Raw genomic sequence first — 15,661 nt, 5'->3', positions numbered from 1 at the left:
TTATATAAATATATATACAACTCAGGAGGGTATCACCAATGAAAAAGAGTTCCTTGCTGTTACTGTTTCTCACGCTAGTCATCGTACTGGCCGGATGCAACGTAACAACCAAAGATGATGCACAGCAAAATCAGCAAGAACCAGCGGATACAGCCACGGACACATCTGCTGTTAATATCGAACTGCTCGGCATGAGCTCTAACGAATCGGATGTTAACATCATTCGCGACCAGCTCACGAAGAACGGCTTCAACGTGAAGCTGAATCTGCAGCCGGACTACGGCAGCTTCAAGGCACAACAGGATGCCGGCAACTACGACGTCGCGCTGTCCAGCTGGACTACCGTTACGGGTAACCCTGACTATGCCGTTCGTTCCCTGTTCAAAACCGGCGGCGACTACAGCATCATGTCCGACGAAGAAGTGGACAAGCTGATCGACCAAGCAGCTACGCAAACGCCTGAAGACGCTGTTGAAACCTACAAACAGCTGGAGCAACGTCTTGTTACAGACAAAGCTTACATCGCTCCACTGTACATTTCCTTGAAGAGCCAAGCGTTCAACAAGGACGTGCTGGACGAGAATTCGGTCCGTCTTTCGAAATCCCGTTCCCTTCCTTGGGAAGCCGTTGATTTCAAAGACCAATCCAAGCGTGCTACGCAGCCGCTGATTCTGTCCCAATCGATCTCTGAACTGACCTCTCTTGATCCGATCAAGGGTAATGACGGTTCCATCAACATCATCAACACCAACATGAACGTACGTCTGATCAACCTGACCGATGATGACAAAATCACATCCGAAGGATCGCTGTCGTATAACCATGCCATTGGCGAAGGCAACTCGGAATACTACTTCATTCTTAGAGACGATATTAACTTTGCCAAAATCACGAACAAAAAAGCTGAAGATTCCGGCGAACGCGTAGGCGCCGACGATGTCATCTTCTCCATGAACAGAGCCAAAGACAAAAATTCGGTGCCTGATCATCGTACCTACACGCTTCACGAGCACATCAACACGGTTGAAGCTGTAACGGATTTGAGCGCACTGGAGAACACCAAAGTATCCGGCGGCAGCGAAAGCGTCAAGGATGCTCTGGAAGCCGGCTTGGATACCAAGATCACTTCCCTTGTTGATGACAAGAACCAAGCAAGCACCAAAGACGGTAAGTACCAAGTCATTAAATTGACGACAACCGAGCCGTTCCCGCAAGTATTGAACTACCTGGCTCACCAATCGGCCGGTATCGTGTCGAAGAAACAGGTCGAGTCCATCAACACGTATGACGTTGAGAAATTCGACGTGAACAAAGACATCCCTTACGGCGACCAAAATACGGTAACCGAAGGCGACAAATACAACAATACGCTGTATGCCAGCGGTCCGTACATCCTGTCTTCCAAAACGGACTATGAAGCCACCTTCTTCAAAAACCCTGGCTACATGAAGGGCACGGAGCACGAACCGAAAATCGAGCAAGTGAAAGTTCGCTTTATCAAGGATGCGGACAGCACGCTCTCCGCACTTCGCAGCGGCGAAATTCACCTGTACTATGGCGTGCCTGAAACGAAATACGATGTGGTTAAAGGCGACAGCAAGCTGAAGCTGCAAACCATCGAAAGCAACGCCGTCTCCTACTTGCTGTTCAACACGAAAAACCGTGATGTAGCAACAAGCGACGATCTGAGAAGAGCGGTGCTCTACTCCATCAACCAGGATGAGATCCTGACATACTACAACAACAACAAAATCAAAGCCTACTCCACCGTCAGCCCAATCGTAAAAACCGGCAACGAGCTGGTCGCCGATCCGGCGAAGGTGAAGGAATTCTTGAGCGCATATAAAGCGAGCAAGTAAAAAAGAGGACGACATTAGCGAATAGCTGATGTCGTCTTTTTTTGATGCGAGCTTTATATGCGCTATTTCTCACTTCCAAAGCAATGGGAGTGAGAAATTCTTCTGCATCGCTCCAGCTTTTTTTTACATCGCTCCGCATGCGGATGATTCTTCCGATCTCTGTTGCCCCCAGATTTCTATGAATGAATGGGCCAAAGTAGAAATCCGGGGGCGGTTTACGCTTACGATGCAGCTTTCTTTCAGAAAGCTTTCAGGAGACCGCTACCCGCTTCTCCAGAATCATTCCGCCTTCTCCGCTGGAGCACTACCTTAAGTAGTCCGTTGTTAGCTCATGTTTCGATACATCTCACATTAGCCATAAAAAGGGACGAATGATAGCCGCGGCGCAGCTACTCTCGCCTTTTTTTGGGGAGGGGGGAGTGAGAGGAAGCCCCCCTGTAATTAACATATACAGGGGGGCTTACCAAGATTGATGCCTTGGATTACAGGCGCTTGATATCATCTACAAGCTCGGGCAAGCCCTCGCAGAAATAGTGATCGTCGCCCTCGTATTCTCGGGTGACAGCTTGGGGGAGCTGCTTCGCGTAGTGCTGAGCGTTTGCGAAAGGCACCACGGGATCGTGGCGGCTGTGGTACAGGTACAGACTGGATATGCGAGGCAGCATGGTGGCGAAAGAATCAGGCAATCTAAAATCTTCACTCCGCCAATCGTCGTCTTTCTCCCAATAGGGGGCGGCGATCAAAAACAGTCCAGAGACGGTTAGCTGGCAGTCTTCTTCCGAAAGATATTTCAGTAGCACGGAGCCGCCTAGGGAATGACCTATGAGCAGCACCTCCCCATCCCATGCCTTGATTTCATTGGCGATCTGCGTTTTCCACGGAATGTAATCCGGATCCGGCATGCCGGGGGATAAGATATGGTAAACTTCCCCGAGCTGTTCTTGTAGATGGGCGATCAAGCCGCGGCTTCCTTGGTTAGGACCTTGGGGTCCTGCGCTATGGATGAACAAAACTTGTTTTTTCATGTTCAGTCTCCTTCCCGATCCTTGCTTATGGGTATGAGCATGTCCAACAGGATGTGTACCAACCTAGAATATCCTATGGAGAGGGGTTCGACTTCTTTTCATTTGCTGACATTTAATTGGAACGGGTTTATTCCTTGCATCTTGCCCGGAAACGCCCCCACTTGGTAATCATGCTTAAGATCAAGCAGCGAGGATTCGTTCTCTATCAGCCTCAAATCTACGTGGTACTCCATCTAAGACAAACAAAACCGCCCCTTCACCAGAAACGGTTGAAGGGGCGGCTCTTTTTAGCGGATCGATTATAGGATGAATTAAACCGTCAGCACCATCGACGGATCGATACAATCGGCCATGGACCGAACCACGGCCCGGCCTGGCTTGCCCGGTACGAATGCCTGCTCGCCGTCATCGCGGCGGCTGAAGGAAACGGTCATCGGGATGCCTGGAATCAGGTCGAAGAAGTTATCGCTGTAGAAGCCTTCCGCTTCCGAGGACAGCCATACGTGGCGGGCGAGCACACTGCTCTCCAGCACAAACGTCGTGCCGTCGCTTCCCTCGACTTCTTTTATGCTGATGGTCGGGCTGTGCAGACGAAGATGCTTGTCATTCACGAAATAGAATGTTTTACTGTCAAGCACGTCTCCATCCTGAAGCCATTGCGCCAGGAGCACGACCTGGGATGCATCATGTCCGCCAAGCAGCTCATCGGCCACCGCGCGGAATACGACGAGGGACGCCTGCTCTTCCGCACGGATCGGCTGCTCGGATATATAGAGCTCTTTTCCGTTAAAATCGAATAACTGAATCTTCAGTGTGCCCTGGACCGCTTCTGAAATATCGGATACGAGATGGACGATGATCTCTTGTTCTTTGGATTCGATCGTGACACTGACATCCCGGAAGCTGCGCTTAGCCACATACTGCAGTGCTTTCCATCTGCCGAGGTAATCCATGCCCGCCCACGAAGCGACCGGCCAGCAGTCATTCATCTGCCAATACAAGGTGCCCATGCAGTACGGTTTGTTGCGGCGATGGGCTTCAATCGCCATCTTCATCGCTTCGCCCTGCTGAATTTGGCTCATATGCAGGAAAGCTTCAAAATCCTTCGGCTCGTTATAATATTGATCCATGTAAGTCTTGATCAAGCGGTTGCCGGCACCGTTCTTCTGGTGCGCCAGCATGACCTTGGACTCCAGCTCCATATCGCTATCTTCCGCGTATGTGCGGACCGTCTTCGGTTCCGGGAAGGACTGGAACCCATATTCGCTCATGAATCGGCCAACATAAACATTGTAGTTATCAAACGGCTCCGTGTTATGCCACACGCCCCAGTAATGGATATCTCCGCTCGTTGTGGACGGATTGGCATGCTGCTCCTTATCATGGCTGAGCGATACCAGCGGAGATGAAGGCCAGTACTCTGCTCCAGGTGCATAACCGGTTACAGCCTCCGGCAGAATTCCGTGGAATACCTTTTCGTAGTCGCTCCAGATCTTTTCGCGGAGTTCTTCGGTATATTGCTGCTTCCAGCCCCAACCGGCCTTCTCTTCATAGTGCGCCCAAGCGGAATCTATCTCGTTGTTGCCGCACCAGAGCACGATGCTCGGATGATTCCGCAGCCGGATCAGGTTCTCCTCCGCTTCCAGCCGGACGTTCTCCAGAAACGCCTCATCGCCCGGATACATGCTGCAAGCGAACATGAAGTCCTGCCACACCATGAGTCCGTATTCATCACAGAGATCGTAGAATACGTCCTCTTCATAAATACCGCCGCCCCATACGCGCAGCATGTTCATGTTGGACTCCGCTGCGGACGCAATTTCATGACGGTATCGCTCCGCCGTCACTTCCGTTATGAAGCTGTCATTCGGGATATGGTTTGCCCCTTTGGCAAACACGGGCGTCCCATTGAGCTCAATGTAAAAGGAAGTACCGCGGTTATCCTGTTCCCGAACGAGCTTCACGCTGCGCAGGCCGGTTCGAACCTTTTTCTCCGCAACGGTTCGTTCTGCTTCCACCAGCTCGACATGGAACGAATACAGATGAGGCTCGCCCAGGCCGCGGCACCACCACAGCTTCGGCTCCGCAAGCGCAAGGCTCAATTCAACCGAATGACGGCCCTCATCCAGCCGAACATCCTGTTCCCATGTCTGGCCGCCTGCACTTACCCGAAGCACGCCTTGCCAAGCATACTCCGCCGCAATGGAGGCAACAGCCGTGACCCTGGCCATTTCTGCCGTAACCTCATCCTGGCGAATAAACAAATCATCCAGCCTGACTTCGGACCAAGCCTCTAGCCTGGCCTCCCGCCAGATCCCGCTGGTCACGAAGCGCGGTCCCCAATCCCAGCCGTAATGATAAGGCGCTTTCCGGGCAAAAATACTCACTTTCTGGTCGCCCATCCCGCCAACCTCGGACTGGTCATTCGAAGCAGGCAGCGGATATCCGAGCTTCTCAAGCTTCGGCAGATCCTCCTGGATAGGGGAACGGAAGCGGATTTTAATCACATTTCCCGAATCCTTGAGCTGCGATTTCACATCGATCCGCCATGAACGAAACATATTATCGGCGGAAAGCACCTTGGCCCCGTTCACGTACACATCCGCGTAGGTATCCAATCCGTCGAATACGAGTTCGATGCGGGATTGGGCGCTCAGATTCGAATCCACATCAAACGACGTCTCATATTCCCAATCCTTCTTATCGATCCACTGCAGGTCATGCTCATTCGTCCCGTAGAAGGGATCGGGGATGATGCCATTCTTCAGCAGGTCCGTGTGAACGCAGCCCGGCACCTGGGCCGGCAGCCACTCGGATTCGTCGCAAGCTTTGAAGTTCCATTGATTTAAAGTCATAACGTTAAAATTCATGATAGTCTCTCTCCATCTCTATATATTGATTTTGATGCGGTTCGGGTCATACTCCATACAGATATGGCTTCTTTCGCGTATCAGCTTGTTCTCCACGCTACGATCAGCTTCCCGGCGAGCGGCAGCGGCCTACAACTGGCATGCCTTACAGATCAAGCCGTCAGCCTTTCAGATCCGGAAGTTCATCCAGCGTGACGGTAAACGGATGATGATAGGTGCGAATCAGCTGCAACTCATCCGTATACTCTTCGGAATACCTCCGGTTATTTCCTTCCCCTGTGAACACAAAGTTTCCATACCATGTGCAATTCCATGCCCACGGGCATCCGTCTGCCTGCATGAGATCGGGGTCGGGTATGACGCCGTTCTCGGTCAGGGCAATGATTTTCCTCGTGTCCGTATACGATAATGCCCTGCGGAACCGTTCGGATTGCGAGCTGTAATCCCGGGCAGGCGGATAAATGTCCTCCCCGATGATATCGACGTAGGAATCACCCGGATACCAATCCTTGTGCTGCCCGTTCCATACCCAGATCAGGTTGTTCAATTCGTGGTGATGCGTCATGCGTTCGTACATCAGCTTCCAGAGCGCAATGCAAGGCTCGGGGCCTTTGGCCCCCCACCAGAACCACCCGCCGGAGGCCTCGTGAAGCGGTCTCCACAGCACCGGGATGCCGGCATCCTGCAGACGTTTGAGCTCGACAGCGATCGTATCGATATCCCGGAGGATAAGGCCATACTCTTCCGACGAAGGCTCCGACATCGCCCTTGCGATATCAAAGGTTGTCGCATTGGTGTAAAAGCCTCGGCCCCAGGTCCGATCCGGCGGCAAATCGATCAGATCCTTCGGGGCATTCCAATGCCAGCAGAAGGTCACGATCCCGCCGCGCTTCCACCACTTCATCGCCAGATCCGTATCTTGACGCTCGGCCCCTCGCTCCACCCGGGATGGGGAGTAATTCATGAAATCGAACCCGCCGACGGCCGGGTATTTGCCCGTGACCTCGTGGATCATCTCGAACTCCGGCGTTGACACAACGCCAATCTGCTGCCCGGTCAGCATCCGCTTGCCGTAAATGCTGCACAGATAGCCCATTAACCGTTTCGCTTCATCGGAAGCGGCCGGGTTGATCAAGTCCGGTTGGACCTCATAGCGGGTGCTGCTTGCTTTTGTCATGCGATTCACTCCTATCCTGTAATTGCCGTATGGATGAAAGAACCTACAGATTTCCTTCACCGTAACCCAAATGGCACAGCCCAATTCCAGCAGCATACCTATCAAGCAAGCACGATACCTAACTCACGCCCTCCACTCATCCAGCGCACACGGCATCTATCTTGCAATACAATATCTATCCTGCGATATGATATCTATCCTGCAACACGACATCCATCCTCGGCAGCTTCTACCCGACAACCCCCGTACGCTCCACGCTCTCCACAAAATGGCGCTGCACGAACAGATACAATCCGATCAGCGGCAGAATGGCCAGCAATATCCCCGTATCCACCACGAGTGCCACATAGTTCGGATCGGCCTTGGCCGATGAGCCGAGCCCCATCAGTGCCGGGAGAAACTGGTTGGCGTCCGCCGGCAGTGAAGCGATTTTCAGCGGCATGAGGGACTGTTCGCTCATAAAAAGCGAGGTATAGAAGGTGTCGTTATACTGCCAAACGAACGAGAACAGCGTCACCGTAATGAGCGGCGGGATCGCATTGGGAAGCATAATCGCAAAAAACGTCTTGATCCCGCCTGCACCGTCGATCAACGCCGCCTCCTCAATCTCCTTCGGCAGCCCCCGGAAAAATTGACGGAAGATATAAATGAACAGTCCAGCCTTTAGCCCGGTGGCCGTAGCCGAAGTAATGATCGAGGGCCAATAGCTGTTTAACAGATTGATACCCTCTTTTCCGGTAAACAAGTGAACCAGCCCCAGAATATCAAAGCTGCGAAAGTGCAAATACATCGGTACCATCAGCGTGCTCATCGGGATCAGGATCGTCAGCACCACCAGGCCGAAGAGCAGGTTGCTTCCCGGAAAGGTGAACCTGGCAAAGCCATACCCGGCAAGCGCGGTCGACATCGTGGTCAGCAGCATCGTGATGAATACGTAAATCATCGTATGAAGCAGCAGCGGCCAATAATCCAGCAAGTCGAGCACGAGCTTGAAGTTATCCAACGTGAAATGCACCGGAATCATGTAAATCGTCGGATTATAAATATCCTGTTTGTCTTTGAACGCGACGGAGAACTTGGAGATGATCGGATAGATGATGATGAATGTGATGCCGATGATCAGCAGGTAGCGGAACACCGCCCATAGGATAGGCAGCGCCTTGTTCTTGAACCGGTTCATTCGTTCCTGAGCCGCTTCGTCCGAGCGATCCCGAATCGATGCCATACGGACCTCCTTTTTTCCTGCACCCGTCAGTCAGGAATCTCTTTGCCATTAATTTTGATAAAAGGTTTTCCTCGATACGATGATCCCCATGATAATCAGCAGCACGCTGATGACGATGGTATACAGCCACGCCATCGCGGCACTGAGTCCGAAATTCTGCGTCTTGAAGGCTGTCTCGTAAATCGTCCGGGTCACCGTGCTGTCTGCAAACGAATCAATGATGGTATAAATCATGTTTGTCAGGATGAGCGGGCTCACCATCGGAAACGTGATTTTCCAAAAGGATTCATAGGCGGTAGCCCCTTCGATCTTCGCCACCTCATACATCGAGCCTGGCACGGCCTGCAAGGCTGCAAGAAAGATCAGAATCTGCACGCCCGAGCTGCTGATGATATCGTAGATCCTCATGACGGCCCCGATAATATACTCGGTTACGGTAATCGGAAATCCGGCCTCGGATAAAATGCGAACCATCGACAGCACATTGAATTGCCCGGAGGCTTGCCCGAGCTCCTCCGCCACCGTCGCGTTTCCGACCAGATTGATCAAACCCGAGGTTTCCGCTGCGGAAATCGCGCCTGACGCCAGGATGACCGGCAGGAAGAAAATCGCCCTGGCAAGGGCTCTCCCCCTGAATTTCTGATTCAGCAGAACGGCCGAGAACAAACTGAAAAACAAGATCAACGGAACGTCCACCACCATGCCCAGTATCGATTCCGTCAAGATCCGGTTGAAATTCGCGTCCACGAACAGCGCCGTGTTGAAATTGCTCCATCCAACCGACTTCAGTTCATAGCCTGCGGGGGAAATGTTCAATTTACTGAAGCTGAACAGAATCGACTGTAACAGGGGTCCGGCAAACAGAAATATGAAACCGATCAGCCATGGAGCGATGAAGAGCAGGCCGAGCATGGATCTTTTCTGAGTCAGGGACAATCTCATTTTCATGCCCGGTCACCCCCTACGGCATAATTTTGCGGTCCCACTAGAGTTCCGTTCACATCGACGGCTTGATCGGTATAATTGATCAGAATCGACGTGCCGCTCTCATACCTCACTTCAACGACGCCGTCAGCATGCCGTATATGCTCCACTATCCGCTGCGTCCGGAGCGGCGCCAGCACCTCACTTAGCTCTTGATACAAGGAAACCGCCTCATCGAACCAATCCTTGTAATGGGTGGCGTACATGTCATCGAAACGCGTGTACTTCAGCTTCGAGCTTGGCTCATAAGACCACAGAAAGTGTGGAGCCGATCCGAATTCCAGCGACTGCAGAAGCTGCTTGCGCAGGTTTTGCTCATTCAGGTTATTGACCGATGCCCCTGCATAATCCAGATATCCGTGAATGACCATTTGATAAAAGGGGACTTCCTCATCTGTCAGCCCAAATCCGCTGCTCGACGACGGTACATCAATCACGTGGCTGGCATAAGGCCAGCTGTATGCATTGGCACCGGAAACCATCGTATCCGGGTAGGCCTCATGCAGCTTCTGCAGCTGATCCGTCACGATAAACTTCGCGGTTTCTCGGAAAACCACCCGCTGCACCCGGTAATCGGAGCTCAGGATATCGCCCAGGTCCCGCAATGACACGGCCCCCATGCCAAACCGTTCATATTGCCCCGCAAATCGGTCCACGTAATAGGGAAGCTTCGCCGGCGACATCAGGTTGTACGTGCCGTAATACGAGTCCATCCGGTTCGTGTTCCGATCATACGGATGCAGCGCTGCCGTTTCCCTGGTCACGTAACGGGATGCATCGGATGACGGCGTAAACGCCCCATCGTCATGGTAGACATGCTGGAAGGCGATATCCGGGTACAACCCGCCGCCGGCGTCCTGCAATTGCTTGGACAGTGCCTTCAGCTCGGCGGCGCTTCCAACAACGCTGTCTGTCTTTACCTTCACCGGAGTTTTGTGATGGACGCCTTTGCCAAACCATCCGAGGTAACGCATTCGAAGATTGGCGATGCCCTCGCCTTTCAGAAGAGCGGCAATCTCGCCTGCCTGCTCGAAGGTGGTCATCGAGACGACGGCATCATACGGCACGCCCAGAAAAGATTTCCGTTTATCCACGCTTCCCAGCATATCGAGATAGAACGGGATGCCCTCCGCTTCTTCCAGGGGAGCCAGCTTGTTTTCCTCCACAAGCGTTTCCTGATATAAGCGGGCCATGCCCGAGTAGCTGGCCTCGTCGCCGGACAGGAAACGGTATCTTACGGACAGCTTTCCGTTGTAGAGCTTGTCATTCAGCAGCTGGATCTCCTGTATCGTGCTGCCGGTGTATAGCTCCAGCATATCCTCGCCGCGTAAGGCAAAGCTGCTGAATATATGATTGTACGAGTTCTGCTTCCCGCCGATATCGGCGGACACGCTCGCGATGGCGTCGCCTTCTTCAATCACGGCAAACCAGCCGCGATCGCCGCTCTTCATGCCGAACACAGGCATCCGTGCCTGCTCCGCCACTTGCCCGCGGCTGCTGCTGTTATTATTCGGATCGGTGCCGTATATTCGCTGCACGTACTGCTCTTCCTTCACTTTGCCGTTATTCAGCTTAATCAGACTGCCGCTGCCGTCCGGCACCAGCATGTATCCCTCGGCCTTCGAGCCCGCCGCGCCGAAATAGCCAAGCAGCTCCACGCTGCGCAAACGGTGGCTCTCACTTTCCGTTACCTGATCAAGCGGTATGGAAACGATCAGCGAATCCTCTTCCAGCCTGTATTCGAGCGGAACCTTGAACTGCGGTTTCGAAGAGGCGCTTGCGGCCGCTCCTCCACCCGCTTCGTTATCGTAGGCAAGATCCTCCGCGGTGTAGCCCGCTTGTTCAAACGCCCCCAGCATTTTTTTCAGCACCAGCTCCTTCTTGATCTGGTCATCCAATCGCTCCAGCATCGCGGGGTTATCCTTCAAGGGGTAGTACCGGGCCTGAACGTATCTCGCCAGGGACTCATCCAGCTTGCTGATCACCTTCTCCTGCAGCCGGTCCTGCGAGATGTATTTCGGCAAGGCATCGATCCCGAGCGACACATCTCCCAGCGTATACGTGACTCGAATTCCGTTGTCCAAGCTTTCCGCCGTGTGGTTCCCGTTCATCACACTCCACGTATAATTCGGATAGGTCTCAAGCGTGCCGATCTCATCCCGGAACGTCAGCGTCAATTGCGAAGATAGCACTTCCTTCTCAAACGGCGAGGCAATTCCGTCCTCCATCCGGTCTGGCGGATTGCTGTACCATACCGTGTCGCTCCGCTTATCCCGTACCGCCACCTCGGTCGTTTCCGGATGATAATACAGGGCAAGCGCCGCCGTCTCCGCCACCAGATCCATACCGGGTACGCCGTCCGTCGAATCGTTCAGGACGGTCAGCTCACCGCCCGGCGTCGGCTCGGCTGCCGCGGTACGGTAAGCCGCCACGTCTACCGCCGGTGCTCCCCGGTTCACGTAGAACAGAAAGCTCGCAGCCATGCACGTTATAACGGTACATGCAAGCACCGTGTACAGCCATTTTCTTTTTTTCACGGCCCACGGCCTCCTTATTGCCTGAATAGGATCTCTCGGTAAACGTTGACAACGAACGTGTAAATCTGCTGCAGCATGCTCAGGACGAGCGTGCCCAGAAATACAATAATGCCCATGACGATCAAGCTCAGAAACATCGTGACGATCGTTTTGCCTGCGGAGTATTGATGAACCGTCATCGTACCGACAAAGAGCAGCCCGATAAACCAGATCGCCGCTACCAATGTGAGCAGATAGTAGAATACGGTCTCTTCCTGGACCATGAACCGGCTCGCCAGCGTCATGGGCGGATAAATCAGAACCATCGGAATCAGGGCATACGCGCTGGCCATCACAATCTCTTTAAACTTTCCTTCCCCGCCCATGAGCGTGGTGACCGACCAATTGGAGACGCACCACAGAAAGAACGGGAGCACGAAATAGATCAGTTCGTCGATGCTGCTCAGCGTCCTCGGATCATTGTAATTGACCAGAAATCCCGCATACTGCCGCTGCAGAATCATGGCCATGACCACAAGCGCCAATACGACATAAGCAACTCCGAGGCGTCCTCTGTTCTCATACTTCAGGTCCCAATACCCATCGAAGGGGTGCACGATCAAATGAAGGGGGAATCTAAGATAATCCTGTTTCATGCTTCCCTTCCCTCCTCTGCTTTCGGTATCTCACCGTTCTATAGACCGCATAGAGCAGCACAGCGCTGGTCCCAACCGATAAAAAGGTGCCGAAATGCTCCTTCATGACCTCTCTGCGATATCGTTTATAAGCAACGGAATAATTTTTGCGGTCCATACCTAACTCAAAAAATCGAAGGGCTTCCTTGTTCTCCCCCTTCATGAGCTTCGCTTTCCCGATGCCGATATAAGCGATGTCATAGTTGGCATTCAGCTGAAGCACGCGTTCCCAGTACCTTTCCGCCTCCGCATCTTCTCCCCGGTAATGATGGCGGACAGCAAGGTTAACCTGCTTCCCGAACTCGGTCGGCTCGAACATGATAATGCTCGCTTTTCCCCGGTCCAGCACAAGCTGACGGTCTCCAAGCTGTTCAATTGCCGCCGGCGTCTTAAACACGCCCAGCTGATTCCCGATGCCGCCGTAGACATACAGCAGGTTCCCGGTCTCATCGTAAGTGAATACGCGCCCCTGGGTAGAGTCCAGCGCGCTGTATATCCCGTCGCCAAGCACTTTAATATCAACGAACTTGGAGGGACCTACCGTTCTCCGATAATAAATATCCCCGGCAACCGGAAAGTAGCCAAAGCGTTTCAGCACATCCTCACCCGACGGATTGAGGCGTTTAATCGGCTCCTTGGAGCCGACATCAATATTCGTGGCATAAACGAACCCTTTTCCGTCGATATCCAGATTGGAGAATTCGGTCGGGATGAACAGTCTCATCTGGGCCTTTTGCGCGCTCGTCGATACCAATCGCCAGAAATAATCGCCATAATCGCGCTTCACCTTAATCGTTCCGACGTAGCCTAGAAAGGTACCGTCCTCCTCGAACTGCATTATGCCTTCGTAAACGCCGCGTGCGACAACGAATACCCGCTTGGCTTCATCCACCGTTACTTTCAGCGGAATGAATTGAAAGCCTTGAGGCAGCACATCCGACTCCGGCTGCTCGATGATCCGGACAAGCGTGCCTTCCGCCGTTAATACGACAACCCGCTGGTGGTCCGTATCCGCAACATAGATTTGCTCATCTCCGTCAATGAAGATGCCGGTAGGGTTCGCAAAACCGTCCTCTTTCCCATCATTCATAAAAGTATCGATGACACGAACGACCTTCCACGTTTCATCGAGGCAAACAATACGTTTGTTGCCACTGTCCATCACGTAGATGTTTCCGGCCTCTGACACATGCATATCGCTGGGCTCCAGAAACTCCCCGATACCCAGATCCTTCCCTGTCACGGAGCGAACCGGCAGATAGGCTGCAGGCACGGCGACCGTTTCCTCCCAATAATTGTAGATATAGCTCTCATACGGAGCACTGGCGGAGACGCTCCCCGGCATCAGGCCGGTTAGCAGCAGGGAGGCCGCCGCGAGCGATAGCAACCATTTTTTCGCTGACATGTGATCCCCCCTAATCCTTCATTCCGGATGTGGCCATCGTCTCGATAATCCGGCTCTGCGAGAACAGAAAGAGCACAATCGGCACGCTCATCAGGATGACTGCCACGGCTGCGCCTGCGCCGGCCCGGGAAATACCGCCCAGAATGATCTGATTGGAAGCATAATGCAGGGTCTTGAGCTGCTCGCTGTAAATAAAGCCGTTGCCATCGGTTCCCCACAGGATCTGGAACAGTAAAATGATCAGCGTGAGCCAAGCCGGCTTCACGTTCGGCATCACGATGGACCAGAAGATCCGGTATTCGCTGGCTCCGTCGATCTTGGCCGCCTCCAGCAGGGCATCCGGTATCTGCTCCATGAACTGCTTCATCAGATATAACCCTAGCGAATAGCCGAAAGCCGGTATAATGACGGCCCAGTAGGTGTCGATCAGCCCCAGCCACGACAGGATCATATAGTTCGGCGTCGCCGTAACGACCGGCGTGAACATCAGGGACAGCACCACGACCTGGAACAGGAATACCTTGCCCGGAAACTTATGCTTGGCCAGCGGATAAGCCGCGGCGGAGGCAAAGATCACATGCCCGACAATGCCGACCCCGGTTATGAAGACCGTATTGAAGATATACCGCGAGAACGGTACCCAGGACTGGCCCAGCAGATTGATCAAATCGGAAAAGTTATTCCATGTTGGATTGCGGACAAACAATGTGGGCGGGAACAGGAAAATTTCGTCCAGCGGCTTGAACGCATTGTTGATAGCGTACACCAATGGCAGCGCCATGAAAGCGCCGAACACCGCCAGCAGCGCAAACAGGGAGATGGTGCCCATGAAGGAACGGTTTACCCGTTTGCTGCGAGCTTTAAGACTTACGTTCAGCAGGCGGCTGCCCCGTTTTTTCGGAAGTTCGTATGTAACCCTCATGCGTCTACTCACCTACCTTGCGCAGCAATTTTTGGACGATCAGGTTGGTTCCCACCATCAGGATGAACAGCACGGTCGCAATCGCCGACGCAAAGCCCATCTCGAAGCGCGTCGTGCCGAAATCAATGAGATGCGTTACGATCGTTTCCGCCGCGTAGTTCACGCTGGGGAAACCGGCAAGCGCAATCGAGACGTCGGCCACGGCAAACGATGTCGTTAGCTGAATGACCGCGCCGAACATGAGCTGGGGCCGCATCGAAGGCAGCGTAATGAACCACAGCTCCTGCCAGCGGTTGCGGACCCCGTCCACGGCCCCGGCTTCGTAGAGCGTTTTATCTACGGTCTGAAGACCGGCGATGAAAGCCAGGAAGCCGGTTCCAAGGCTGAGCCACAGCTGGACCAGAATGATAATCGGCATGATCAACGCTTCGGTCTTCAGCCATTGGATCGGCTCCAGAATGATGCCGAGCTTTATCAGCATACCGTTCGCTATGCCGTAGCGGTCGCCCGAGAAGATCATCAGCCAAATGAAGTAAATGTTCCCCGAGATCGAAGGCGCATAGAAGATCAGAGTCATGAACGCCCGCAGCCGCGGACCCAGCTCATTGATGACCCAAGCAAACAGAAAGCAGGCCAAATAGCTGATGGGTCCTGTTATGGCGGCGAAGAGCAGCGTGTTCTTCAGCGCAACCAGAAAGATATCGTCCTCCAGGAACAGTCGTGTGTAATTATCCCAACCGACAAACCGCGGAAACTCCAGCATATTAAAGTACGTAAAGCTGAGAATCATCGAAATGACGACCGGAAACACGGTAAACAGCGTGAACAGGATCATATAAGGCGCAAGCAATATATAGGAATGCTTGCTGGCCTTCATCTCCGCCAGCTTCCGCTTCCACCAGGATTGCGGCTTGACGGGGCGGATAGCGGCGGGCATCGTAACCTCAGGATCCTGAAGGCTGGCATTATGCAATTTGGACTCC

General features: G+C 53.2%; 12 protein-coding genes. 1 reads left to right on the top strand and 11 read right to left on the bottom strand.

All coding sequences use genetic code 11. The features are described from left to right. The first annotated feature begins 38 nt into the window (after positions 1-38). The gene (locus PAEVO_RS27080) at positions 39-1,859 is read left to right on the top strand and encodes an ABC transporter substrate-binding protein (RefSeq protein ID WP_100540596.1); all 1,821 of its coding nucleotides are present in this window, start codon (positions 39-41) and stop codon (positions 1,857-1,859) included. A 482-nt stretch (positions 1,860-2,341) separates the two neighbouring features. On the opposite strand, the gene PAEVO_RS27075 is transcribed toward PAEVO_RS27080, so the two are convergent. The 11 genes from PAEVO_RS27075 to PAEVO_RS27030 form a co-directional block, all read right to left on the bottom strand. Beyond that, positions 2,342-2,884, bottom strand: a complete 543-nt coding sequence (locus PAEVO_RS27075; protein WP_100540595.1) for an alpha/beta hydrolase — start codon at positions 2,882-2,884, stop codon at positions 2,342-2,344. Between the two features lie 98 nt (positions 2,885-2,982). After that, entirely contained in the window at positions 2,983-3,117 is a 135-nt protein-coding gene (locus PAEVO_RS34730; protein ID WP_279300483.1) for a hypothetical protein, read from the bottom strand. 78 nt (positions 3,118-3,195) lie between these two features. Next, positions 3,196-5,754: a beta-mannosidase gene (locus PAEVO_RS27070; protein ID WP_100540594.1), complete on the bottom strand. Its 2,559-nt coding sequence runs from the start codon at positions 5,752-5,754 to the stop codon at positions 3,196-3,198. Between the two features lie 160 nt (positions 5,755-5,914). Beyond that, positions 5,915-6,931 (bottom strand): glycosyl hydrolase, encoded by a 1,017-nt coding sequence (locus PAEVO_RS27065; protein WP_100540848.1) that lies wholly within the window; start codon positions 6,929-6,931, stop codon positions 5,915-5,917. A 229-nt stretch (positions 6,932-7,160) separates the two neighbouring features. Next, positions 7,161-8,156, bottom strand: a complete 996-nt coding sequence (locus PAEVO_RS27060; protein ID WP_100540593.1) for a carbohydrate ABC transporter permease — start codon at positions 8,154-8,156, stop codon at positions 7,161-7,163. 48 nt (positions 8,157-8,204) lie between these two features. Then, positions 8,205-9,104 carry a carbohydrate ABC transporter permease gene (locus PAEVO_RS27055; RefSeq protein ID WP_100540592.1) on the bottom strand — a complete coding sequence of 300 codons (900 nt, stop codon included), beginning with the start codon at positions 9,102-9,104 and terminating at the stop codon, positions 8,205-8,207. Next, complete coding sequence (locus PAEVO_RS27050) at positions 9,101-11,677, bottom strand: DUF5696 domain-containing protein (protein ID WP_100540591.1); 2,577 nt, start codon at positions 11,675-11,677, stop codon at positions 9,101-9,103. The genes PAEVO_RS27055 and PAEVO_RS27050 overlap by 4 nt, the downstream gene beginning before the upstream one ends. 14 nt (positions 11,678-11,691) lie before the next feature. Then, positions 11,692-12,312 carry a Yip1 family protein gene (locus PAEVO_RS27045; protein ID WP_100540590.1) on the bottom strand — a complete coding sequence of 207 codons (621 nt, stop codon included), beginning with the start codon at positions 12,310-12,312 and terminating at the stop codon, positions 11,692-11,694. Next, the gene (locus tag PAEVO_RS27040; protein WP_100540589.1) at positions 12,293-13,756 is read right to left on the bottom strand and encodes a gluconolactonase; all 1,464 of its coding nucleotides are present in this window, start codon (positions 13,754-13,756) and stop codon (positions 12,293-12,295) included. The genes PAEVO_RS27045 and PAEVO_RS27040 overlap by 20 nt, the downstream gene beginning before the upstream one ends. A 10-nt stretch (positions 13,757-13,766) precedes the next feature. Beyond that, complete coding sequence (locus tag PAEVO_RS27035; RefSeq protein WP_100540588.1) at positions 13,767-14,678, bottom strand: carbohydrate ABC transporter permease; 912 nt, start codon at positions 14,676-14,678, stop codon at positions 13,767-13,769. A gap of 4 nt (positions 14,679-14,682) precedes the next feature. Then, entirely contained in the window at positions 14,683-15,651 is a 969-nt protein-coding gene (locus tag PAEVO_RS27030) for a carbohydrate ABC transporter permease (protein ID WP_100540587.1), read from the bottom strand. Between the last annotated feature and the right edge of the window lie 10 nt (positions 15,652-15,661).

It is taken from the genome of Paenibacillus sp. GM2FR (assembly GCF_002803325.1).
Taxonomy (GTDB): domain Bacteria; phylum Bacillota; class Bacilli; order Paenibacillales; family Paenibacillaceae; genus Paenibacillus_AQ; species Paenibacillus_AQ lautus.
Note: the sequence above shows the minus strand (reverse complement) of the source record. Positions and strands in the feature narration are given on the sequence as shown.

Excerpts from the sequence above, each read along its gene's own strand:
- PAEVO_RS27080 (WP_100540596.1), top strand. The coding sequence starts at position 39 with ATGAAAAAGAGTTCCTTGCTGTTACTGTTTCTCACGCTAGTCATCGTA.
- PAEVO_RS27075 (WP_100540595.1), bottom strand. The coding sequence starts at position 2,884 with ATGAAAAAACAAGTTTTGTTCATCCATAGCGCAGGACCCCAAGGTCCT.
- PAEVO_RS34730 (WP_279300483.1), bottom strand. The coding sequence starts at position 3,117 with ATGGAGTACCACGTAGATTTGAGGCTGATAGAGAACGAATCCTCGCTG.
- PAEVO_RS27070 (WP_100540594.1), bottom strand. The coding sequence starts at position 5,754 with ATGAATTTTAACGTTATGACTTTAAATCAATGGAACTTCAAAGCTTGC.
- PAEVO_RS27065 (WP_100540848.1), bottom strand. The coding sequence starts at position 6,931 with ATGACAAAAGCAAGCAGCACCCGCTATGAGGTCCAACCGGACTTGATC.
- PAEVO_RS27060 (WP_100540593.1), bottom strand. The coding sequence starts at position 8,156 with ATGGCATCGATTCGGGATCGCTCGGACGAAGCGGCTCAGGAACGAATG.
- PAEVO_RS27055 (WP_100540592.1), bottom strand. The coding sequence starts at position 9,104 with ATGAAAATGAGATTGTCCCTGACTCAGAAAAGATCCATGCTCGGCCTG.
- PAEVO_RS27045 (WP_100540590.1), bottom strand. The coding sequence starts at position 12,312 with ATGAAACAGGATTATCTTAGATTCCCCCTTCATTTGATCGTGCACCCC.
- PAEVO_RS27040 (WP_100540589.1), bottom strand. The coding sequence starts at position 13,756 with ATGTCAGCGAAAAAATGGTTGCTATCGCTCGCGGCGGCCTCCCTGCTG.
- PAEVO_RS27035 (WP_100540588.1), bottom strand. The coding sequence starts at position 14,678 with ATGAGGGTTACATACGAACTTCCGAAAAAACGGGGCAGCCGCCTGCTG.